Below are 20,652 nucleotides of genomic sequence, written 5' to 3' on the forward strand. Positions count from 1 at the left end.
GTCTCATGACCTATTTACGTAAGCGTAGCGCGCAAGCGGCGGCGCAGGACGATAGCAGTTCTGTGTCTGTGCCGGATTATTTGCAAAAAACATATACTTGGGCCTATTTAAATCCCAAAACCGTCCCGTTTTTAAGTTCCGCGCCCGTGGTGGCTGCGATTCTATGGGGCAATGCCACCCGTCTGATCCGCATGACGGTGGCGGAGATTGAAGAAGGCCAGCGTGTGCTGCAATCAGCCGCTGTCTATGGTCGCTTTTCCACCGATCTTGCAAAAGCCGTGGGGCGATCCGGTCATCTGGACGTGATGGACGTCGCCCCCATTCAGGTCGAAACGGCACGTAAACGGGTTGAAGGCTTCCCGCAGGCCAACGTGAAACTGGGCGATGCCTCTATCGCGCAGACCAACACGCCTTATGACACGGTTGTGTGCTTCTTTTTGCTGCATGAAGTACCGGAAGATATGAAGGAAAAGATCGTTAATGCCATGCTCGCGTCGGTGAAACCGGGCGGAAAGATCGTTTTTGTGGATTATCATAAACCGGGTAAGTTCCACCCCTTAAAACCGATCATGAGTAAAGTGTTTGATTGGCTGGAACCGTTCGCAAAAGGCTTATGGCATAAAGAAATTCAGGATTATGCCCATGACGCTGAGGCGTGGAACTGGACGAAAGAAACCATCTTCGGCGGGCTTTATCAAAAAGTGGTGGTCACGCGCTTAGGATAGGATGAGATGTTCCCACAACATCAATCCGGCGAATAAGAGCAGAAAAGCCCCTGTGGAATAATTGACGACTTTTTGCACGCGCGGACGCGACAGCCATCCGCGCACCGCATCTGCTGCCCATGCTAATGGCGCTTGCCAGATCACATTGATCACCACCAGCAGCGCCGACAAAATGATGAGCTGCCCCGTCACACTGCCACGCGCAGGATCGACAAAGTTGGGGAGAAGGGCCAGAAACAGGATAATGACTTTGGGGTTTAACAGATTGCATAGGGTGGCATCGCGCATGGCCTTTTGGGCGCTGATGGCCGGTCCGGTGCTGTCAAACTTAAGCGTGGTCCCGCGAAAGCCCTGTATGCCAATCCACGCCAGATAAGCCGCCCCCAAGACCGCGACTGTTTTAAACAGAACAGGGCTGGACGCGACGATCAGGGAAATACCAAAGATGGCTAATAAGGTATGTCCAACCAACCCGATTTGCACCCCGAGCACGGTTGCAAACCCCACGCGCCGCCCGGAATTGAGGGCGTAGCGCAGGATCAGGACCGTATCTGGCCCCGGTGACAACACAATCGCGCCGGCGGTCAGGGTAAAGGCAATCAGGGTGGCAAGATCAATCATTATGAAGCAGCTTTGGCTTTCAGCCAGTCGGCGAGGGCTTCAATCGCTTCGTCCTGATTTTGGCGCATGGTGCGACCGGATAGGTTACGCGGCTTCAGGTCATGGTCCCCATCATCGGCCCAATGGAAGTCGATGGTATCGGGCAGGCCATATTCCACAACTTCATCCCACCAGCCCATGGCATCGCGCGCGCCCTGACAAATCAGGGTCGGGGTTTTTAGTGTCATCAAATGTTCGGTGCGCAGATATTCTGGTTCCGACTTACCAAGGGGATGGAAGGGGTAGCCGGTGACGCAGACGCCGCGCAAGGGTGTTTCTTCGGCTTCCAGTTCGGCTGCAATCATGGTCGCCATACGGCCGCCCAAGGATTTGCCGCCAATAAACAGATTTTCCGGTCCGCCCAAATCGGCAATGATCTCGCGCCAGGCGTTGAGCAGTTTGGGCGTGCGATCCGGCGGGCGTTTTTTGCCGGTTTCGCGGCGTTTTTGCATGTAGGGAAATTCAAACCGCACGACTTTAATGCCGCGTTCGCCCAGACCAACGGCGACGCGTTCCATGAAGGCACTATCCATATGGGCGCCGGCGCCGTGGGCGAAGGCGAGGGTAATGTCAGAATTTTCGGGTCCATTGATGAGATAGTTCATGGTTTTTTCCTCATGTATTTGCTATTGAGTATATGAACGTAATTTTTCAGGGACGCAAGTGATGCTGAACGCAATTGATGCCATTCGTATTTTTTCCGATGATTTCCAGACAACAAAGGACTTTTTTGTTGATGCTTTGGGCTTTGTGATCGGGTTTGAAGGGGAAGGCGTGGTTGTTTATGACCTGCCGGGCACAAAATTGATCCTTGAAGAGGTGGATTTGAGCGAACCGGAAGCCGCGGGCATGGTCGGGCGCTTTACCGGTGTGTCTTTTGCTGTGGAAGATATCAAAGCAACCTACAAAGACTTGAAAGCCAAAGGCGTTGACTTTGAAGGCAAGCCGGAGATGGAAGAATGGGGCGGCGCGCTGGCTCATTTCCGTGATCCGGCCAACAATGTTTTCACCTTGATTCAATACCCGAACCAAAATTAACACAAGGTCCGAAAGCAGCCAGTCTGCCCGGTTTATCAAGGTTAGGTTTACACACAAATTTTGAAGGAGTGTGTGATGCAGATGCGATGGACCGACTGGACCTTGTTGATTATCCTGTCCCTGATTTGGGGCGGGTCTTTCTATTATGCAGAAATCGCGCTGCAGGAAGTCAGTGCCTTTGTCGTTGTGTGGGGCCGTGTGTTAGGCGCGGCCCTTTTGCTTTGGCTGATTTTGTGCGTGCGCCGTATTCCCGTACCAAACAGCCTGTCTCTCTGGGTGGCCTTTTTCGTTATGGGGGTGTTAAATAACGCCATTCCCTTTAGCTTGATCGTCTGGGGACAGACGGAGATTACGGGCTCCCTTGCGTCGATCTTCAATGCAACGACACCCCTGTTCACGATTATCCTCGCCCAATTTTTAACCACTGATGAAAAAATTACCTCTCGCAAGGTCATCGGCCTATTGCTTGGGTTTGTCGGTGTTGTGGTGATGGTGGGAACAGAGGCGCTAAGCGGTCTTTCCAACGCGATCCTTGCTCAGTTGGCCATTTTGATGGCGGCGGTTTCTTACGGCTGTGCAGCCATTTGGGGGCGACGCTTTAAAGGGATCAATCCGATGGTGACGGCAACTGGACAGGTGACCTGTTCGGCACTGGTGATGACGCCGGTTGCGCTGATTTTTGGCTTCCCCAATGGGTATTTTATGCCAAGCGTTGATGTCTGGGTCGCGTTGTTGATGCTGGCGTTTTTCTGCACGGTTGTGGCCTATATCTTGTATTTTCGGATCTTGGCAACGTCAGGCGCGACCAATTTGATGCTGGTGACATTTTTGGTCCCCATTAGCGCCATTGCTTTGGGTCACAGTTTGTTGGGGGAACGCTTAACTGTGGATCAGATGATCGGGATGGGGCTGATCCTGTTTGGTTTATTGATGATTGACGGGCGTTTGTTTCGCCGCGCGATAACGGCTTAATCCTTGCCGATGGGGGCAAACTGGGCGCGGGTCAGGGCCTGTAGGTCTGAGGGGGAAAGTTCGATCTCCAGCCCGCGTTTACCGGCACTGACAAAGATGGTGTCAAAAGCTTGTGCGGTGTCGTCAATCACGGTGGCGAGTTGCTTTTTTTGCCCCAAGGGACTGACGCCCCCCAGTACATAGCCTGTGATGGACTGCACTTTGCCCGCATCTGCCATAGCGACTTTTTTTACTTTGATCGCTTTGGCGACGGCCTTGAGGTCCAACATGCCGGACACCGGGACGATGCAGACGCACAGGCTGTTTTTATCGCTGGCAACGACCAGTGTTTTAAAAACGCGATTTGCCGGCAGCCCCATTTTCTCCGCCGCTTCTTCTCCATAAGATTGGGCGCTTGGGTCATGGTCATAGTGATGGACCTGAAAGCTGATTTTCTTTTTCTTCGCAAGATCAATGGCGGGGGTCATAAGCAGGCTCGTTCGTGTGGCGGGTTAAACGTCGAGGCATCCGGCGGGTTTATGGGCCTTGATGACATCGGCGATGGTTTTGATCGCGTTCATGTTTGTATAGGACGACCTAAACGCAAGCGCGATTGTACGCGATGGCGCTGGATCTTTAAAGTGGGCATAGCGCACAGAGTGTTGGCTGCGCTGGTGACAGGTGGTTTGCGCAGCGCAGAGGAAGTTTTCAAGGGCAGAATGAGGCATGACGGTGATGCCTGTCCCCACGGCGACCATATGGCGCAGGGTCTCAAGGGAGTTGCCTTCAATAAAACTGTGAACGCCTTTGCTGTTATCTTCAAAGGAATGGGGGAACTTGCAAATTTCCAACACTTGCTCGCGGAAGCAATGGCCTTTGCCTAACAACAAGAGCTTTTCATCTGCCAGTTCATCCCCCTTTAGATCATTGCGCCCTTCCCAGCGGTGGCCTTTGGGTAGCGCGCAGGCGAAAGGTTCTTTGTAAAGCGGGATGACGCTCATGCCTGGATGGTCAAAGGGCAGGGCAACGAGGGCGGCATCAATGCGTCCGTGTGCCAGAAACTCCAGCAGGGTCGAGGTATAATTTTCCTCAATCAACAGGGTGATTTTGGGTGCAGCCTCATAGATTGCCGACAGGATCAGCGGGAAGATGTAAGGCCCGACGGAATAAATGGCAGCAAGTCGGATGGTGCCGGAGAGTTCGCCATGGGTGCTGTCGGCGATTTCTCTGATATGGTCGATCTCTTCGAGGGCTTTTTGCGTCTGGGCGAGAATTTTTTTACCTTCTTCGGTGATTTTGATCTCGTTCTTGATGCGCTCAAAGATGTTGACGTTCAGTTCTTCTTCCAGGTTTTTGATGGCAACACTTAGGGACGGTTGAGTGACGTTGCAAAGTTCGGCGGCGCGGCTGAAGTTTTTTTCACGTGCGACCATGAGGGCGTATCTAAGCTGTGTCAGTTTCATTGCCAGTCTCCTGAAGGGCGGGAAGGAAGAGGGTAGTATATACGCAAGAAAGGGAGCCTGTGACCAGACCCCCTTTGTTCGATACTTGCGCGAAAAGCTGCTTATTGCATATCAATCGGCAACGGAGTCGCAGCGGTGGATTTCGGCAGGATCGGATAGGTGATCTGCGGCTGTTCCCCGGTGAGCGTTTTCAAGAAGGCGGTGATATCGTCGATTTCCTTCTCGTTGAGCGCTTCACCCAACTGGCTGGTGCCCATGATGGCGACGGCCTGTTTCAAATCCCAGACTTTGCCGGTGTGGAAGTAAGGGCCGGTCAGTTCGATGTTGCGCAACGGGGCAGCGCGGAAGACATAAGAATCGTCGGCTGTTTTTGTCACTTCAAAACGACCTTTGTCGTTTGCAGGCAGGATGTCTGCGCCCGGTTTTTCCATGACCCCAAACGGGTAGTAGCCCTCACCGCCGACGTTGACGCCCGCGTGGCAGGTGACGCAGCCTTTTTCGATAAACAGGTCAAGACCGACTTGTTCTTGGGGGGTAAGCGCCTTGCTGTCGCCGCCCAAAAACTTGTCGAACGGGGAATGTGGCGTGGTCAGGGTTGCTTCAAAGGCTTCAATCGCAATTGCCATATTGTCGAAGGTCACCGGATCGGCATCTTTCGGGAAGGCTTTTTTAAACTGATCTACATAACCCGGCATGCTTTTTAGGGTTGTGACCACACGTTCCGGTGTGTTGTTCATTTCCACACCCGCTTGCACGGGGCCTTTGGCCTGTGCTTTCAAATCTTCTGCACGACCATCCCAGAACTGGGCGATATTAAAGACGGCGTTGAAGGCGGTCGGGGCGTTGCGTGGCCCTTTGGCCCAGCCGTGACCGATGGATGTTTCAAGGTTGTCATCCCCGCCCATACCGACGTTGTGACAGGTGTTGCAACTGATCAGATGGCTGGCAGACAGGCGTGGATCAAAAAACAGGTCTTTCCCCAGCTCGATGCGTTCCGGTGTGATGTTATTGCCCTTAATCTCCGGGATCGAGGTCGGTACCTGTTTAAAATATTCATTTGCTTTTGTAACAAGTGCGTTGTCTGCGGCCAGTGCTTGTGTCCCCATACAAGCAACCAGACAGGCGGCGGTCATGCTTAATAACCGTTTCATGATACTCTCCATTGGTCGAAATCTATTCGTGCGAAGGCCCAAGTTCCTTCGATCCCACCCCCATTGACGGGATAGAAAAAGTATGGGGAAAGGGAGGGAGAAAAGGAAATATTATTAAACAATCCAGCCCATAGGCTAAAACTATAAACCTATAAGTTATAACAAGAATTTGTTTATAATGATCAGGATTGAAAAGCCTGTGGTTACAGGTACAATGCAAGGGTGTTGGTAGTCGTTATGCTGCTTTTTTGAGTTGAACCCTGCGCGGGTTACATTAGGTCCGAAGATGGCTCTGTTACTTTTTTATCTGCTCCTTGCGTTGGGGGTGTCCTTTATTTGTTCTGTCTGTGAGGCGGTGCTGTTGTCCGTTCGCCCGTCCTACATTGAGGCGTTGGGCAAAGACAGCAAGACAGGCAAAATCCTAAAAGGGCTGATCGGTAATCTGGACAGCCCGCTTGCGGCGATCCTGACCGCCAATACCTTTGCCCATACCATCGGGGCCGCAGGGGTGGGCGCAATGGCGGCAAAAATCTTCGGGGATGAATATCTTGGCATCGTGTCCGGTATCCTGACCCTGTTGATTTTAGTGTTGTCAGAGATCATCCCCAAGACCTTGGGCGCGGTATATTGGCGCCAGCTTGCCCCTGTGTTCGGGCGGCTGATCTATGGGTTGATGGTATTGTTTACGCCGTTTGTCTGGCTATCGGAAAAGCTCACGCGCTTGATTGCGCCCAGTGGCTCCAGTGCCTTTACTTTTAGCCGCGAAGAAGTCAACGCCATGCTGGATATCGGCGCGGATGAGGGGGTGCTGGATCGCACAGAACATACAATCGCCTGCAATCTGATGAAGCTGCATCAATTAAACGTGCGCGACATCATGACCCCGCGAACGGTGATGGTCAGTGCGCCAAAGGAGATGACGGTACAAGGCTTCTTTGACAAATATGCGCAATCGTCCTTTTCGCGGATCCCGATTTATGGGGCGGGACGTGATGAAATATCGGGTTATGTGTTGAAAACCGATCTGTTGATCGCGCAAGCCAAGGATGAGTTTGACCGTAAGCTCAGTGAGTTTACGCGTGATTTTGTGGTGATCCCGGAAAATCTCAATGCCCAAGGCTTGTATGAACGGATGATGCGCGAAAAAGTCCCGATCTGCCTTGTGGTGGATGAATATGGCAGTGTGCAGGGCTTGGTCTCCTTGGAAGATGTGGTGGAAACCCTGATAGGTCTGGAAATCACCGATGAAATGGACAAGGTGGAGGACATGCAGGTCTTGGCGCGGGAGCGTTGGCGCGACCGGATGCAGGCCATGGGGGTTGATCCGGACAGCTTTGGTTGAGGCCTAATCTCTTTGACAAGGCGGGCTAAATCCCCTAATCCAGAACCCGTTTCAATAACCTGTAAAAGTGAGCCCCCGCCATGAAAGCTTTTGAACGCATTTACGTTGCCCTTGATACGATGGATGTTGACTATGCAGTTGACCTTGCCCGCAAGCTAAAGGGGCTCGTTGGCGGGATGAAAGTGGGCAAAGAGTTTTTTACCGCAAACGGCCCTCAAGGTGTTGAAAATATTACAGAAGTCGGTATGCCAGTCTTTCTGGATCTGAAATTCCATGACATTCCCAACACGGTTGCCGGTGCTATTCGCGCCTCTGGCAAGACCGGTGCGCAGATTGTGAATGTTCACGCCCAAGGCGGGCTGGGCATGATGAAAGCAGCGGCTGAGGCGGGGAAAGAGGCACATATCCCGATGACCATTGCGGTGACGATCCTGACGGCGATGGATCAGGATGATCTGACCGCCATCGGGGTGAATGATCCAATTGAAGATCAGGTGGTGCGACTGGCAAAGTTGACACAGGATAGTGGCTTGCAAGGGGTGGTGTGTTCAGCCAAAGAAATTGCGCCGATCCGCAAGGCCTGTGGGCCGGACTTTAAATTGATTGTGCCGGGCATTCGTCCAGACTGGGCGGCAAAAGGCGATCAGAAACGGGTCATGACGCCCAGCGATGCGGTCAAGGCAGGGGCGGACATTCTGGTGATCGGGCGTCCGATTACCCAAGCGAATGATCCGGTGGAAGCTGCCCGGAAAATTGCAGCCGAGCTGGAAGGCCTCTAAGGATATGGAACCCAGCATTAACACAATGGTGTTTGATGCCCTGAGCTTTATGCGGGCGAATGCAAAGGTCTTTCGCAAATATCTGTTTTTGCCGATTGTCTTTTCCGTGGCTTCCCTGTTTTTGATCAAGGTGCCGGTGGCAGGCCTGTCGCTGGCGGCGGTTTCGAACTCCATCGCCATGGCCCTGATCGGGGTATCGGCCACGCGGTTTTATCTGTTGGGCAAGTCAGAAAAGGTGGCGGACGGGGCGAACCGTCCGTTTGCGCGATTCTTTTTTCTGACATTTGTGATGACCTTTATGGGTCATATGTCGGAAGTCTTTATGCTGTTGCCCGACAGTATAAAGGGCATGGCGGTCGTCTGGATGTTGTTTGGCCTGTGGTTAAACCTTAAAATCTGTCTGGCGTTCCCCGCCCTTGCCATGGACCATCCGGGGACTGTGATGGACAATGTCAAAAGCTCCTTTGATTGGACGCGCGGGCGGGCCATGACAATCATTTTTGCTTTTTTGATTTGCTATGGTCCGGTGATCTTTTTCACCTTCATGCTGATGCAGGTCCCTGATCTTGCGCCCGCGGAAGGGGACTTCTGGGGTGGGTTGCCGCAACTTGTCTTTTCCAACCTTCTGACTATCTTTTCTATGCTGTGGTCCTCCCTTGTTATGGCCCGCTTGTATAAAGAAGTTCAGACATCGACGTCTTAAGCCATTTAAGGACTGTGAGAAATGGAACTCCCGAAAACCGATGATAAGCTGCCGATCCTGCCGCTGGTCAATGGGGTCTATGCGATTTTAAAGCGCAATCCCATGGTCCTGTTTCGCGCTGGATTATTACCTTTTTTGCTGATGTTGGTCATCGGGTTGTGGAAGACACCGCCCGAGTGGGGGGAGGTGGGATTTCACCTCATGCGCTCGGTGGAGTGGGTGATGCTGTTGGGGTTATGGACCTTTTATGCGATCCAACTGCAACGCTTTATCCTTAAAGGGCCGCTAGACGGGGCGGTTAGCTTTTTACCAAAACTGAACATGCGTGAAGCCCGTTTTGCGCTGGCTTCCATCTTTGTCGGGGCGGGATATGCGGCTTTTGCCTTTTGGTATGAACAGCCGTTGTTTTTCCATCAACCGGATTTGGTTGTCATGGGCAGTATGACCGCGATTGAGGGTAAAGGCGAGCTGCTGTACGCCGCCTTGTTTGTGGGCTGGCTGACGCAAGTCTTTGCCTTTGTTTTACCCGCCATTGCGGTGGATAAGCCGGAACGCTTGATCCGCATTTTTGCGGTGTCCTATGAAGTTTTGCGTCGGGATTTCTCCCGCCTGTTTGCCGCCTCACTGATGGTGGTTTTGCCGGTGTGGTTGTTTATCACCTTGATCCGCTTGGTGTTACATATGCCTTATTTCACCCAGCTTGCGATGATTGATGAGGCCTCTGCCTTGGCGTGGAATTTGATTTTCTATACGCTGGAATGCCTGAAAGTCTTTGTCTGTGGCGGCTTGCTTGCCATGTTATGGGCCTTGGCTTACGGACGGATGAAAGGAAAGATCGATGACCTTGGTTAAAATCTGTGGACTAAAAACACCGGAAGATGCCCATGTTGCCATTCAGGCCGGGGCGGATTATCTGGGGTGCGTTTTTTTTCCGCCCAGCCCACGCAACGTGGATGCCATGACCGCGGCAGAAGTGTTTGACATGATCGGTGATGCGGATGTGGAACGTGTGGGCTTGTTTGTTGACCCTAGCGATGATGAGCTGATGGCGGTCCTGAACCATGCCCGTCTGGACGTGATCCAACTGCACGGGAAAGAAAGTCCCACACGTGTGGAAGAGGTTCGCCAGACTTTTGCCCTGCCGGTGATGAAGGCGCTGGCGATTGAAACTAAAGAAGATGTGATCGCGGCCAAGGCGTATGACGGGGTGGCGGATCTGTTGTTGTTTGATGCCAAGCCGCCAAAAGGCGCGACCCGACCAGGGGGCAACGCCATTGCCTTTGACTGGAACTTGCTGAAAGGGACCGATTGGTCGGTGCCATGGATGCTGGCAGGGGGGCTGACGGTGGCAAACGTTAAAGATGCCGTTGCCCAAAGCGGCGCGAAAGCGGTTGATGTCTCCAGTGGCGTTGAAGCGGAAAAAGGGGTGAAAAGCCCCGAGTTGATCCAAGCCTTTCTAGATGCCGTAAAAGAGTAACAATTCCTTTGCCAGCCCTTTTGCAAGTGCGCTATAACACTCCCGAAACTTACTAGTCGCGATAGAAGTAGATCATGAACAAACCCAATACATTTATGGCCGGACCGGATGAAGATGGTCGTTTCGGCATTTTCGGCGGACGTTTTGTTGCTGAAACCCTGATGCCGTTGATCCTTGAAGTGGAAAGAAACTTCAACGAAGCAAAAGACGATCCTGAATTTCAGGCGCAGGTGCAAGGTTACCTCAAGCAATATGTCGGTCGTCCCAGCCCGCTTTATTTTGCAGAACGTTTCACCGAACATTGTGGTGGGGCGAAGGTTTATTTTAAGCGTGAAGACCTGAACCATACCGGTGCGCACAAAATCAACAGCTGTATCGGCCAGATCCTGTTGGCAAAACGTATGGGTAAAAAACGCATTATCGCAGAAACCGGCGCGGGTCAGCACGGGGTTGCAACCGCGACCGTCTGTGCGCTGTTTGGTCTGGACTGTACGGTCTTTATGGGCGCAACGGACATTGAACGTCAGCAGCCGAACGTTTTCCGTATGAAGTTGTTGGGCGCGGAAGTTCGCCCCGTCACAGCAGGTTCCGGGACGTTGAAAGATGCCATGAACGAAGCCCTGCGCGACTGGGTGGCCAATGTTCATGATACCTTTTATCTGATCGGCACTGTCGCTGGGCCGCACCCTTATCCGGTGATGGTTCGCGAGTTCCAGAAGATCATCGGGGAAGAAACCCGCGAACAGATCATGGAACAGGAAGGCCGCTTGCCGGATACCCTGATCGCCTGTGTGGGCGGTGGGTCAAACGCGATGGGTCTGTTCTATCCGTTTCTGGATGACGCCGACGTGCGTATCATCGGTGTGGAAGCCGCAGGTCATGGCGTAGATACCGACGAACATGCTTGCTCCTTAACTGGCGGGCGTCCGGGCGTGCTGCACGGCAACCGTACTTATTTGTTGCAGGATGACGACGGGCAGATTCAGGAAGCCCATTCTATCTCGGCGGGTCTGGATTATCCGGGGATCGGGCCGGAACATAGCTATCTGTATGATATGAAGCGTGTCGAATATCACTGCATTACCGATCAGGAAGCTGTGGATGCGTTCCAGCTTTGTACGAAACTGGAAGGCATTATTCCGGCGCTTGAATCGTCCCACGCGGTTGCAGAAGCCGAGAAAATGGCGAAAGAAATGTCGAAAGATCAGATCATCGTGGTCAATATGTCCGGTCGTGGGGACAAGGACGTCAACACCATCGCCAAAGCTATGGGGACAGTATTATGAGCCGTATCGCGAAACGATTTGATGCCCTGAAAAAAGAAGGCCGTTCCGCCTTTGTGACTTTTGTGACAGCGGGTGACCCCGACCTTAAAACGTCACAGGAATTGTTTGCGGGCTTACCAGAAGCTGGTGCGGACATTTTGGAAATCGGCATGCCGTTTTCCGATCCGATGGCAGATGGTCCGGCGATCCAGTTGGGATCTCAACGCGCATTGGCAAATGGCATGACGTTAAAAGGTGTGCTGGCGTTGGTTGCGGATTTTCGCAAAACCGATAATGAGACACCGATTGTCCTGATGGGCTATTTCAACCCGATCTATTCTTTTGGCGTGGACAAGTTTGTTGTTGAAGCTAAAGAAGCAGGTGTTGATGGCTTTATCATCGTTGATTTGCCACCGGAAGAAGAACGCGAATTTGCGATCCCTGCCAAAGATGCGGGTCTGGACTTTATCTATCTGACAACCCCGACTGCAGATGATGCGCGTTTGGCAACTATTGCATCTAAAGCGAGCGGATTTATCTATTATGTATCGATCACAGGCGTGACCGGGACGGCATCAGCAGTTGCATCTGATGTGGAAGCTGCGGTAAAACGCATCAAATCACATACGGACTTGCCTGTTGCGATCGGTTTTGGCATCAATACGCCGGATCAGGCCAAGGTTATGGCGGGTCTGAGTGATGCTGCGGTTGTCGGGTCTGCTATTGTGAAAAAGATCGCGGACAATCTAGATGAGAACGCAACCGCTAAAGACGGTTTGGTGGAAGACGTTCTGTCATATGTAAACGAACTTGCACGTGGCGTGCGCGCTGCCTCTGCTTAAAGGATAAATGGAATGAACTGGTTAACCAACTACGTCAAACCCAAACTGCGCGACCTAGTGCGCCCGAAAGAAATTCCGGATAACCTTTGGCATAAATGTAGCAGTTGCGGCCAAATGATTTTCCACCGTGATCTGGAAAAGAACCAGCACGTTTGTCAGCACTGTGGCCACCACATGCGCCTGTCTGTCACAGCCCGTTTGGAAATGCTGTTTGACGGCGGGGACTATACCCGCGCAGAACTGCCGGCGGTTCCGGTTGATCCGTTGAAGTTTACTGATCGTCGTAAATATAAAGACCGTGTTAAAGAAGCAAACGCCAAAACCAAGGAAAAAGACGCCCTTGTGGTCGCCCATGGTAAAATGGGTGGGCAAAATGTGGTTGTTGCCGCGTTTAACTTTGACTACATGGCAGGGTCTATGGGGACTGCTGTGGGGGAAGGCCTTGTTGCGGCGTCCAAGCTTGCGATTGTGCAGGATGCGTCTTTGATCGTTGTGCCGGCTTCTGGTGGGGCGCGTATGCAGGAGGGGATTTTGTCCCTGATGCAAATGGCCCGTACGACCATTGGTGTGGAACGCGTTAAAGAAGCCGGTTTGCCGTACATTGTTGTCCTGACGGATCCGACAACGGGTGGTGTGTCAGCGTCCTTTGCGATGCTGGGCGATGTGGCGATTGCGGAAAGCGGTGCGGTTATCGGGTTTGCCGGTCGTCGTGTGATCGAACAAACGATCCGTGAAAAACTGCCCGATGATTTCCAGACAGCAGAATTTTTGTACGATCACGGGATGGTCGATATGGTTGTGCGCCGTAAAGAGTTGCGCGCCACATTGATCCGTGTTCTCAGCTTGTTGCGCAATACAAAGCCAGCTGGTAAGCTCCTTGAAATTTCCGGGGACAAGTCCTCGACACCGTCAGAAGAAGCGGACAACATCAACGATATCCCGCCGCCGCCGGATATCCGTCGTCCGGATGGGGAGCCAATCGGTGATGAAGACACAACCTCCAAAGGGGAGAAGCCAGCTGACTAGTAAGCAGCTTCTCGCGCATGTAGCAACGCTCCACAGCAAAGATATTGATCTGGGCTTGGAGCGTTTTCGCGTCTTACTCGCGCGATTGGGTAATCCGCAGGATCACTTGCCGCCGGTTATCCATGTGGCAGGCACAAATGGCAAAGGGTCCACCATTGCGTATTTGCGCTCTATCTTTGAAGCCGTGGGCTATAGCGTCCATGCCTTTACCTCCCCGCATCTGATCAGTACGCACGACTCGATCCTGTTAAAAGGCGAGGCGGTGTCGGAAGAGGAGCTTGCGGGCTTGCTGGACGAGGTCATTACGGCGAATGACGGTGACGGCCTGACCGTTTTTGAAGCCGTGACAGCAGCAGCCTTTCTTGGGTTTTCCCGTCATTCGGCCCATGTGGTCCTGTTGGAGACGGGCATGGGGGGCTTGGGCGACACCACAAATGTGGTTGAAAAACCAGCCCTGAGCGTCTTGACCCCGATTTCCAAGGATCATACAGAATTTTTGGGCGATAGCTTGGCAAAGATCGCCGCCCAAAAAGCTGGTATCTTGAAAAAGGGTGTGCCGTGCGTCATGGCGGCGCAGGAAAAAGAAGCCTATCAAGTGGTGCGCGAACGCACCAAAGCGCTGGGTGTGCCCGTCTATCGCGAAGGACGCGACTGGTTTGTCAAACGTGTTGGTCAGCGCATGGTTTTTGAAGGCTGGGATGGGGATTACGCATGGCCCTTGCCGGGGTTGGAAGGCGAACATCAGATCAATAACGCCGGGCTGGCCCTTGCCTGCCTTGAAGTGCTGAAAAACGACTTTAATCTCCCGCATGAGGCAGTGGGTAATGGCCTGCAATCGGTCCATTGGGCGGGGCGTCTGGAACGGATTCCCCCCAGTGATCTGCTACCCAAAGGCTGGGAGCTGTGGCTGGATGGCGGGCACAATGAAGCTGCCGCGAAAATGTTGCGCCAACAGATGAAAAAATGGCGCGACAAGCCGCTGTATGTGGTCTTTGGCATGCTCAAACGCAAAGACAGCAAAGCCTTTATCCATGAGATTGCGGATCGTGCAGATCATATCTACACCGTCTCAATCCCCGCTCAAGAATCGAAAAAGCCGCAAAAGCTGGCCGAACGTATCGAGCGCGAGGGCGGTCATGCCACCGTGTGTGAAGATTTGACCCACGCCTTTGAAACAATCCGCGCCGAACATACCGATAAATCCGCGCGGGTTTTGGTCTGTGGATCGCTTTATTTGTTAAGTGCATTTTATGAACTACACGCAAACGCTTGACCTGATCTTCCAAAGTTATCTTGCGGCAAAACCCCTGATCGCAGGCAAATTTGACCGGGATGTGCGCAACCCGCAGATCATTCTGGATGTGGCGGCACAGCTTGACTTGCTGCCACCCGCAGATCGGGTGCTCAAAGTCACAGGCAGTAAAGGTAAAGGGACGGTGGCAAGGCTTTGTGCCGAGGCGCTTCGTCCTTTTGGCAAAGTCGGCTTGCTCGTCTCCCCCGAAGAGATCACGCATCTGGATCGTATGCGCATTGATGGACAGGCGATCTCCGAAGACGATTTTATCACGTCATTTGAGGCCATCTGGCAAGCTGTGCCAGCGTTGGAAGCCCCGCAATATCTATCGCCCTATGGTCTGTTTTTGCTGGTGGCACTGCACTGGTTTAAACAGCAGGGCGTGGACTATTTTGTGTTGGAAACCGGGCGTGGCGTTAAGTTTGACGAAGGCGGGCAATTGGCGGCAAAGCTGGGCGTTGTGACCTCTGTCTTTTTAGAACATCCAACCTATCTGGGGCCGAGTTTGGGGCAGATTGCGGCGGATAAATTGTCGATCGTTGAAAGTTGCGCCGATATTCTGGTGGCTGATACCCAGATGCCTGTGGGGGAAACTGCCCCCGGCTGGTATCAGAAATCACAAGGGGTGGCGCAACAGGCTGTGCAGCAATTTATCGGGCAGGCGGTTGATTTGCCCGATGCCCCCTGTGCGTCCTTTGGGCAACGTCAGCTTGAGGATTGCACCCTTTATTATGAAGGGATGATTGCCCCGGAAAGCGCGGATCGTGCCTTTTTATCGCGCTTGATTGATCGCTATGACGGCTCGGTCTGTTTTTATACCTCCTTGCCGGATGATAAGGATTTTCAGGGTGTTTGCGAGATTTTGGAAGAGCTGGGCTGTGATAATCGACATATCATTATGACCGGGGAGCGTGGCTTTTTATCCTATGATCAGGTGCGCACAAAAACGCTTGCCTATGAAGGGCCGTATGATGATGTGGCGGCCTTGCAAACGGGCTTAAACTTTGAAGGCCATCGCGCGCGCTATTTTATCGGGACGCAGACCTTTTTGCGACTGGTTAAGCAGGCATATTTTTTATGACCGGACTGGATCGCTTAATGGATCTGCCGCGGTTTGGCACCATGGGCGTGAATGAGCGCATGGAGAAACTGTGCCAGCCGATTGCGCAAGTGCCTGCGATCAAGATCGTTGGCTCCAACGGGAAGGGCACGACCGCCCATATGATCGCGGACATGGCGCAGCGTTTGGGCAAAACGGTCGGGCTTTATACCTCGCCGCATTTGTTACGGGTGAATGAGCGCATCCAGATTCAAGGGCGCGAGATAAGCGATGCGGATCTGGACGACTATCTCAACTGGGCCTGTGATCAGGCGGTTGGGCTGGCGGGATGCGGTCGCTTTGAAGTGCTAACCCTTGCGGCCCTGAAATATTTTTCCGATCAACAGGTTGATCTGGCGGTGATGGAAGTGGGCTTGGGCGGGCGCTATGATCCGGTCCGCGCAGCACGCGGCACCTATTCAGTGCTAACGTCGATTGATTTGGAACATACGGCGATCCTCGGCCATACCATCAAGGAAATTGCGGCGGAGAAAGCGGCTGTGTGTCGCACAGGTGATATTCTGCTCAGCGCGGTTGGCGGCCTTGAAGACAGTGTGCCTGACGGGGTGGCGTATGTGGATCTGTCCCAGCCACCCTTGGCGCCGCTGCAAAGTAATGCGCGCCTTGCTGCCCACGCGGTGAAAGCACAGTTTAATTTGGTGAGCTTGCCTGAGACATCGGGCGTGCGGGTGCCGGGACGTCTACATAAACTATCACACACGCCCCCGATTTATGTGGATGTGGCCCACAGCCCCAAGGCGGTGGAAACGGTGTTGGCGCATTTTAAAGATCGTCCGGTCAGCCTGATCTGTGCCGCGCGCACTGACAAGGATGTGGAATCGCTGGCGGCGCAGTTCCATCACGTGATCGCCTTGCAGGTGGAAGACGATATGCATCCGGCAGAGAAAATCCTGTCCGGTTTCAACGCGCCGCGCAAAGATCAGGCCGATGACGTGGCACAGGCCCTGTGTCTTGCTCAAGCGCATCTGCCGGAAGGTGGCGTCATCCTGTGTCTGGGCGGGTTTGGTCTGGTCGGGCGGGTGATGGCGCATCTGCGCGGTACTCACTATGATGTGATTCGCTTGTGAGCGCGGCTGCTGTCATGCTCTAGGGCATGAAAAAGCTCATTGTTACCTCAGTTTTAAGTTTGTTACTCACCACAGCGCCTGTCAGTGCTGATGAGCCTTTGGCGGTGGTGGAACTCTTTACCTCCCAAGGGTGCTCCAGTTGTCCCCCCGCAGATGCATTTTTGGGGGAACTGTCCATGCGCCAAGATGTGCTGGCACTGGCCTATCATGTGGACTATTGGGACTATATCGGCTGGAAAGATATCTATGCCGACTCTGCATTTACGCAGCGCCAACGGGACTATGCCCACACTTTTGATTTACGATATGTCTATACCCCGCAAATGGTGGTGAATGGCACCACTGAGACATCGGGCAATGAACGTCGCAAGATCGTGGGTGCGATTGAAGAGAACTTAAAGAGGTCCACTGACGTTCAATTCAGGGCGTCGGATCATCAGGTTGAGATTGATGGACCCGCCCAAGATCAGGCGGTTGCGATCTATCAGGTGACTTATTTAAAGGAAGAGAAAACCGTGGTCCGCCGAGGGGAAAACCGTGGCAAAATCCTGAGTGAATATAATATCGTCACCGATTTGGTTGAGCTTTCTGAATGGCGCGGGGGGAGATATGTTTTCTCGCTTGAAGATGATCTGGAAGATGAAAGTTCTTCTAGGGCACTGTTTTTACAGAGAAAAGGTGATTTGAAAATTATTGCCGCCTTAAAACTGTAATGTGGCTGACCTTGAAAAAAGATCACGCCGACCCCATATCCTCAAAAAAGCGGAATGGAGGTGCCTATGTTATTTGGACTGACTTTACGTGAAGCCCCCAAGGAGAAAGCAAACCTTCCCTTGAGTGGCCCTTACAGCGCAGGCGGGGACGAACCGCCCTTGCGTGAATTGTTGGAAGATCCTTTGATCCATATGGTCGCAAGATCTGATAAAATCGGACGGGACCAATTGGTCGGGTGTGTTGAAAATATGCGAAGACGCCTGAATAAAAACTCCTGCTAATAGAGCGAAGACGAAAAACGCCGCTGATTGATCATCATCAGCGGCGTTTTTTTGTGTTTAATCCGGCTGGCTTAGACCAGACCTTTTTCCATCGCACTTGTCAGGCGTTTGGCAAAGGCCGTCATGTCCGGCACGGTTTCGCCTTCGATGATGCGCGCTTGATCCAGCAACAGGTGGGCGGCGTCATCCAGTGTTTGGCTGGTGCCGTCCACAGACAGATCAACCAACTTTTTGATCAGGGAGTGGGTCGGGTTCAGCTCCAGAATCGGGGCTTCGTTCGGCACGTCCTGACCATGTTGTTTCAACATGCGTTGCAGGTTGCGATCCATTGCGCTTTCGCTGGCAACGATACAAACCGCACTGTCTGTCAACCGATCGGTGGAACGCACTTCCTGTACCTCGTCACCCAACACGACCTTAAAGGCCGCGCACAGGCGATCGATGGCATCTTTATCAGCTGCGTCTTCCTTCTTGTCGTCTTCGGCGTCATCGCCGTCCTTTTTGATCTTGGACAGGTCCGCACCGCCTTTGGTGATGGACTGGAAGGACTTTTCTTCAAACTGAGAAACAGCCGGAATCCAGAATTCATCAATCGGGTCGGTCATAAACAGGACTTCCACGCCCTTGGCCTTAAACCCTTCCAATTGTGGGGAGCGTTTCAGGCTATCAAGGTCTTCACCGGAGATGTAATAGATCTGGTCCTGACCGTCTTTCATGCGCTCGACATATTCGGCAAGGCTGACCCACTCGTCACCATGGGTGGATTTAAAGCGTGCCAAGCTCAGGCACTCTTTTCGATGGGCGAAATCTTCGTAGATGCCTTCTTTCATCACGGCACCAAAAGTATCCCAGAACGTGCTGTAGCCTTCGGTGTCTTTCTCAGCTTTCTTTTTCAGCTCGCTCAGGATTTTTTTGGTCAGGCCGGCTTTGATTTTGGCCAAGACCGGATTGTGTTGCAACATCTCGCGCGATACGTTCAGCGGCAGATCACCGCTATCCACAACACCGCGCACAAAACGCAGATATTGCGGGATGACCTCGTCACAATCATCGGTGATGAAGACGCGGTTGACGTAAAGTTTCAGGTGGTTTTTACGTTCCGGCGTAAACAGGTCCAGGGGGCGCGAGCCGGGGATGAACAACAGGTTGGTATATTCGATTACCCCTTCGACTTTATTGTGCAGGGTCAGCCATGGTTCATCAAAGGCGTGGGCGACGTGGTGATAGAACTCTTTATACTGTTCTTCACTGATGTCTTTTGCCGCGCGCGTCCAGATGGCAGAGGCGCTGTTTAGCGTCTCTTCTTCTTCCCCCAACAAAACGATCGGAATATCGATATGGTCGGAATAGGTGGTGACGATGTTGCGCAGGCGCATGTCTTCGAGATATTCGCCCTGATCTTCGCGCAGGTGCATCACAATGGTGGTGCCGTGGCTGTCGCGTTCGGCATCGGTGATGGTATATTCCCCTTCGCCGTTGCTTTCCCACGCCCAGGCTTTGTCTTCGCCGGCTTTACGGGTGGTGACGACGACTTTTTCTGCCACCATGAAGGACGAATAGAAACCGACCCCAAATTGCCCGATCAGGTTAACGTCTGTTTTACCGGATTCTTCCGCCGCCTTAATAAAGGCTTCGGTACCGGATTTGGCGATGGTCCCCAGATTGTTGATGAGGTCATCGTGGTTCATGCCGATACCGTTATCAGCAATGGTCAGCGTCTTTGCGTCTTTGTCTACTTTCAGCGTGATGCGAAAGTTCGAGTCGCCTTCGCTTAGGCTGGAATCTGTCTGGGATTCATACCGTAACTTGTCGCACGCATCCGATGCGTTAGAGATGAGTTCGCGTAGGAAGATCTCTTTATTGCTATAAAGGGAATGGGTGACGATGTGCAGAAGTTTGCTGACTTCTGCCTGAAACGAGAGTTTTTCCTCAGTCATTGTAGAATTCAAATGCCCCTAAATTGAAAATGGATGATGATGGATATGTTCAAATTAAATTATGGATGCAAGCCCTTATTGTAAAGAATCTGCAAAAATCTAGCTGTCTAATGTTGCCAATGGGCGATTAAGCAGGTATGAGAAGGAGAATTTTCGTAGATTGCAGCGCCTTGTTTTGGCGGTTGCGTCATAATATAGTAAAAGAATAATAGGGCTCGAGTTAAAATGCAGTCTCCTTTGCAAATCGTTTTTCGCGACGTTGATCACTCTGACGCTGTAGAAGCGCGTATCCGCGAAAAAGTAGAAATGTTGGAAAAACATTCCGACAAAATTGTTAGCTGTCGTGTGACTGTAAGTGCACCGCACAAAAGCAAAACAAAAGGCAACATGTATGATATCCGTCTTGATATCTCCATGCCGGGTGAAGAAATCGTTGTAAACAAAACACACAATGATGATCATTCCCATGAAGACGTTTACGTGACGCTGCGTGATGCATTTGACGCTGCACGTCGTCAGATTAAAGAATGGGTTCAACGTAACCGCGGTGAAGTCAAGCAGCACGAAGACGTTGTTGTTGACTAATCTGCGCTGTTTTGCCAGACGAATAGAGAAACCCGCTTTCGATGAAGGCGGGTTTCTTTTTTGTTTGTATACATCTTAAAAAATTATATGTATACAAACAATAAGAGTTGCGATATGGTGAATTGAACATAGCGCGTATATTCGCTTTACATTAACTATGTGTGGTAGTAGGAAACTTGTGACGACGGCTTTTGCGATTCATTCTCAACGAAAGAATCTCTATTTAATTACA

The 20,652-nt window shown here is 52.2% G+C and carries 23 protein-coding genes; 17 read left to right on the forward strand and 6 right to left on the reverse strand.

Going from position 1 to position 20,652, the window contains the following annotated elements:
* Positions 1 to 5 precede the first annotated feature (5 nt).
* Entirely contained in the window at positions 6 to 725 is a 720-nt protein-coding gene (gene rquA / locus Q397_RS0104075; RefSeq protein WP_051609693.1) for a rhodoquinone biosynthesis methyltransferase RquA, read from the forward strand.
* Here rquA and Q397_RS21010 read toward each other — a convergent pair.
* Both Q397_RS21010 and Q397_RS0104085 read right to left on the reverse strand, forming a co-directional pair.
* Positions 717 to 1,346, reverse strand: a complete 630-nt coding sequence (locus Q397_RS21010) for a LysE family translocator (protein ID WP_051609694.1) — start codon at positions 1,344 to 1,346, stop codon at positions 717 to 719. The two genes, rquA and Q397_RS21010, sit on opposite strands and share 9 nt — an antisense overlap.
* Positions 1,346 to 1,990 (reverse strand): alpha/beta family hydrolase, encoded by a 645-nt coding sequence (locus tag Q397_RS0104085; RefSeq protein WP_028878323.1) that lies wholly within the window; start codon positions 1,988 to 1,990, stop codon positions 1,346 to 1,348. The genes Q397_RS21010 and Q397_RS0104085 overlap by 1 nt, the downstream gene beginning before the upstream one ends.
* A 61-nt stretch (positions 1,991 to 2,051) precedes the next feature.
* Here Q397_RS0104085 and Q397_RS0104090 point away from each other — a divergent pair, with 61 nt between their 5' ends.
* Entirely contained in the window at positions 2,052 to 2,423 is a 372-nt protein-coding gene (locus tag Q397_RS0104090) for a VOC family protein (protein WP_038012827.1), read from the forward strand.
* A 75-nt stretch (positions 2,424 to 2,498) separates the two neighbouring features.
* On the forward strand, positions 2,499 to 3,395 hold the full coding sequence (locus Q397_RS0104095) for a DMT family transporter (RefSeq protein WP_038012828.1): 897 nt from the start codon (positions 2,499 to 2,501) through the stop codon (positions 3,393 to 3,395).
* On the opposite strand, the gene ybaK is transcribed toward Q397_RS0104095, so the two are convergent.
* From ybaK to Q397_RS0104110, 3 genes are all read right to left on the reverse strand, one after another.
* The gene (gene ybaK / locus Q397_RS0104100) at positions 3,392 to 3,862 is read right to left on the reverse strand and encodes a Cys-tRNA(Pro) deacylase (protein ID WP_028878326.1); all 471 of its coding nucleotides are present in this window, start codon (positions 3,860 to 3,862) and stop codon (positions 3,392 to 3,394) included. The genes Q397_RS0104095 and ybaK overlap by 4 nt on opposite strands.
* A 24-nt stretch (positions 3,863 to 3,886) precedes the next feature.
* The gene (locus tag Q397_RS0104105; RefSeq protein WP_028878327.1) at positions 3,887 to 4,837 is read right to left on the reverse strand and encodes a hydrogen peroxide-inducible genes activator; all 951 of its coding nucleotides are present in this window, start codon (positions 4,835 to 4,837) and stop codon (positions 3,887 to 3,889) included.
* Positions 4,838 to 4,938: 101 nt separating this feature from the next.
* Positions 4,939 to 5,988 (reverse strand): cytochrome-c peroxidase, encoded by a 1,050-nt coding sequence (locus Q397_RS0104110; protein WP_028878328.1) that lies wholly within the window; start codon positions 5,986 to 5,988, stop codon positions 4,939 to 4,941.
* Between the two features lie 286 nt (positions 5,989 to 6,274).
* Between Q397_RS0104110 and Q397_RS0104115 the strand changes: the two genes are divergently transcribed.
* The 13 genes from Q397_RS0104115 (at position 6,275) to Q397_RS0104175 (ending at position 17,898) form a co-directional block, all read left to right on the forward strand.
* On the forward strand, positions 6,275 to 7,330 hold the full coding sequence (locus tag Q397_RS0104115) for a CNNM domain-containing protein (RefSeq protein ID WP_028878329.1): 1,056 nt from the start codon (positions 6,275 to 6,277) through the stop codon (positions 7,328 to 7,330).
* A gap of 80 nt (positions 7,331 to 7,410) precedes the next feature.
* The gene (gene pyrF, locus Q397_RS0104120) at positions 7,411 to 8,109 is read left to right on the forward strand and encodes an orotidine-5'-phosphate decarboxylase (protein WP_028878330.1); all 699 of its coding nucleotides are present in this window, start codon (positions 7,411 to 7,413) and stop codon (positions 8,107 to 8,109) included.
* 4 nt (positions 8,110 to 8,113) lie between these two features.
* Entirely contained in the window at positions 8,114 to 8,812 is a 699-nt protein-coding gene (locus Q397_RS0104125; protein WP_028878331.1) for a hypothetical protein, read from the forward strand.
* A 21-nt stretch (positions 8,813 to 8,833) separates the two neighbouring features.
* A complete protein-coding gene (locus Q397_RS0104130; RefSeq protein WP_028878332.1) occupies positions 8,834 to 9,664 on the forward strand; it encodes a hypothetical protein in 831 nt (276 codons plus the stop codon).
* On the forward strand, positions 9,651 to 10,289 hold the full coding sequence (locus Q397_RS0104135; RefSeq protein ID WP_028878333.1) for a phosphoribosylanthranilate isomerase: 639 nt from the start codon (positions 9,651 to 9,653) through the stop codon (positions 10,287 to 10,289). The genes Q397_RS0104130 and Q397_RS0104135 overlap by 14 nt, the downstream gene beginning before the upstream one ends.
* A 74-nt stretch (positions 10,290 to 10,363) precedes the next feature.
* Entirely contained in the window at positions 10,364 to 11,575 is a 1,212-nt protein-coding gene (gene trpB, locus Q397_RS0104140; protein WP_028878334.1) for a tryptophan synthase subunit beta, read from the forward strand.
* Positions 11,572 to 12,396, forward strand: a complete 825-nt coding sequence (gene trpA / locus Q397_RS0104145) for a tryptophan synthase subunit alpha (protein ID WP_028878335.1) — start codon at positions 11,572 to 11,574, stop codon at positions 12,394 to 12,396. The genes trpB and trpA overlap by 4 nt, the downstream gene beginning before the upstream one ends.
* A 12-nt stretch (positions 12,397 to 12,408) precedes the next feature.
* Entirely contained in the window at positions 12,409 to 13,422 is a 1,014-nt protein-coding gene (gene accD, locus Q397_RS21015) for an acetyl-CoA carboxylase, carboxyltransferase subunit beta (RefSeq protein WP_084148927.1), read from the forward strand.
* On the forward strand, positions 13,382 to 14,695 hold the full coding sequence (locus tag Q397_RS21020) for a bifunctional folylpolyglutamate synthase/dihydrofolate synthase (protein ID WP_169737969.1): 1,314 nt from the start codon (positions 13,382 to 13,384) through the stop codon (positions 14,693 to 14,695). The genes accD and Q397_RS21020 overlap by 41 nt, the downstream gene beginning before the upstream one ends.
* Entirely contained in the window at positions 14,673 to 15,797 is a 1,125-nt protein-coding gene (locus Q397_RS0104160; RefSeq protein WP_028878336.1) for a folylpolyglutamate synthase/dihydrofolate synthase family protein, read from the forward strand. Before Q397_RS21020 ends, Q397_RS0104160 begins: the two co-directional genes overlap by 23 nt.
* Positions 15,794 to 16,903, forward strand: coding sequence for a bifunctional folylpolyglutamate synthase/dihydrofolate synthase (locus tag Q397_RS23850; RefSeq protein ID WP_028878337.1), 1,110 nt, complete (start codon positions 15,794 to 15,796; stop codon positions 16,901 to 16,903). Before Q397_RS0104160 ends, Q397_RS23850 begins: the two co-directional genes overlap by 4 nt.
* A gap of 26 nt (positions 16,904 to 16,929) precedes the next feature.
* Positions 16,930 to 17,616 carry a DUF1223 domain-containing protein gene (locus Q397_RS0104170; protein ID WP_028878338.1) on the forward strand — a complete coding sequence of 229 codons (687 nt, stop codon included), beginning with the start codon at positions 16,930 to 16,932 and terminating at the stop codon, positions 17,614 to 17,616.
* A gap of 66 nt (positions 17,617 to 17,682) precedes the next feature.
* On the forward strand, positions 17,683 to 17,898 hold the full coding sequence (locus tag Q397_RS0104175; protein WP_028878339.1) for a hypothetical protein: 216 nt from the start codon (positions 17,683 to 17,685) through the stop codon (positions 17,896 to 17,898).
* A gap of 71 nt (positions 17,899 to 17,969) precedes the next feature.
* Here Q397_RS0104175 and htpG read toward each other — a convergent pair whose 3' ends face one another.
* The gene (gene htpG, locus Q397_RS0104180) at positions 17,970 to 19,835 is read right to left on the reverse strand and encodes a molecular chaperone HtpG (RefSeq protein WP_028878340.1); all 1,866 of its coding nucleotides are present in this window, start codon (positions 19,833 to 19,835) and stop codon (positions 17,970 to 17,972) included.
* Positions 19,836 to 20,060: 225 nt separating this feature from the next.
* On the opposite strand from htpG, the gene Q397_RS0104185 reads away from it, so the two are divergent.
* Positions 20,061 to 20,420, forward strand: a complete 360-nt coding sequence (locus Q397_RS0104185) for an HPF/RaiA family ribosome-associated protein (RefSeq protein ID WP_028878341.1) — start codon at positions 20,061 to 20,063, stop codon at positions 20,418 to 20,420.
* The last annotated feature ends 232 nt before the right edge of the window (positions 20,421 to 20,652 follow it).

This window comes from Terasakiella pusilla DSM 6293 (assembly GCF_000688235.1).
Lineage (GTDB): Bacteria > Pseudomonadota > Alphaproteobacteria > Rhodospirillales > Terasakiellaceae > Terasakiella > Terasakiella pusilla.

Excerpts from the sequence above, each read along its gene's own strand:
- trpB (WP_028878334.1), top strand. The coding sequence starts at position 10,364 with ATGAACAAACCCAATACATTTATGGCCGGACCGGATGAAGATGGTCGT.
- Q397_RS0104175 (WP_028878339.1), top strand. The coding sequence starts at position 17,683 with ATGTTATTTGGACTGACTTTACGTGAAGCCCCCAAGGAGAAAGCAAAC.
- Q397_RS0104130 (WP_028878332.1), top strand. The coding sequence starts at position 8,834 with ATGGAACTCCCGAAAACCGATGATAAGCTGCCGATCCTGCCGCTGGTC.
- accD (WP_084148927.1), top strand. The coding sequence starts at position 12,409 with ATGAACTGGTTAACCAACTACGTCAAACCCAAACTGCGCGACCTAGTG.
- Q397_RS21020 (WP_169737969.1), top strand. The coding sequence starts at position 13,382 with ATGAAGACACAACCTCCAAAGGGGAGAAGCCAGCTGACTAGTAAGCAG.
- trpA (WP_028878335.1), top strand. The coding sequence starts at position 11,572 with ATGAGCCGTATCGCGAAACGATTTGATGCCCTGAAAAAAGAAGGCCGT.
- Q397_RS0104125 (WP_028878331.1), top strand. The coding sequence starts at position 8,114 with ATGGAACCCAGCATTAACACAATGGTGTTTGATGCCCTGAGCTTTATG.
- pyrF (WP_028878330.1), top strand. The coding sequence starts at position 7,411 with ATGAAAGCTTTTGAACGCATTTACGTTGCCCTTGATACGATGGATGTT.
- Q397_RS23850 (WP_028878337.1), top strand. The coding sequence starts at position 15,794 with ATGACCGGACTGGATCGCTTAATGGATCTGCCGCGGTTTGGCACCATG.
- Q397_RS0104085 (WP_028878323.1), bottom strand. The coding sequence starts at position 1,990 with ATGAACTATCTCATCAATGGACCCGAAAATTCTGACATTACCCTCGCC.
- Q397_RS0104135 (WP_028878333.1), top strand. The coding sequence starts at position 9,651 with ATGACCTTGGTTAAAATCTGTGGACTAAAAACACCGGAAGATGCCCAT.
- Q397_RS0104115 (WP_028878329.1), top strand. The coding sequence starts at position 6,275 with ATGGCTCTGTTACTTTTTTATCTGCTCCTTGCGTTGGGGGTGTCCTTT.
- Q397_RS0104185 (WP_028878341.1), top strand. The coding sequence starts at position 20,061 with ATGCAGTCTCCTTTGCAAATCGTTTTTCGCGACGTTGATCACTCTGAC.
- Q397_RS0104095 (WP_038012828.1), top strand. The coding sequence starts at position 2,499 with ATGCAGATGCGATGGACCGACTGGACCTTGTTGATTATCCTGTCCCTG.
- Q397_RS0104105 (WP_028878327.1), bottom strand. The coding sequence starts at position 4,837 with ATGAAACTGACACAGCTTAGATACGCCCTCATGGTCGCACGTGAAAAA.
- ybaK (WP_028878326.1), bottom strand. The coding sequence starts at position 3,862 with ATGACCCCCGCCATTGATCTTGCGAAGAAAAAGAAAATCAGCTTTCAG.
- htpG (WP_028878340.1), bottom strand. The coding sequence starts at position 19,835 with ATGACTGAGGAAAAACTCTCGTTTCAGGCAGAAGTCAGCAAACTTCTG.
- Q397_RS0104110 (WP_028878328.1), bottom strand. The coding sequence starts at position 5,988 with ATGAAACGGTTATTAAGCATGACCGCCGCCTGTCTGGTTGCTTGTATG.
- Q397_RS21010 (WP_051609694.1), bottom strand. The coding sequence starts at position 1,346 with ATGATTGATCTTGCCACCCTGATTGCCTTTACCCTGACCGCCGGCGCG.
- Q397_RS0104170 (WP_028878338.1), top strand. The coding sequence starts at position 16,930 with ATGAAAAAGCTCATTGTTACCTCAGTTTTAAGTTTGTTACTCACCACA.
- Q397_RS0104160 (WP_028878336.1), top strand. The coding sequence starts at position 14,673 with ATGAACTACACGCAAACGCTTGACCTGATCTTCCAAAGTTATCTTGCG.
- rquA (WP_051609693.1), top strand. The coding sequence starts at position 6 with ATGACCTATTTACGTAAGCGTAGCGCGCAAGCGGCGGCGCAGGACGAT.
- Q397_RS0104090 (WP_038012827.1), top strand. The coding sequence starts at position 2,052 with ATGCTGAACGCAATTGATGCCATTCGTATTTTTTCCGATGATTTCCAG.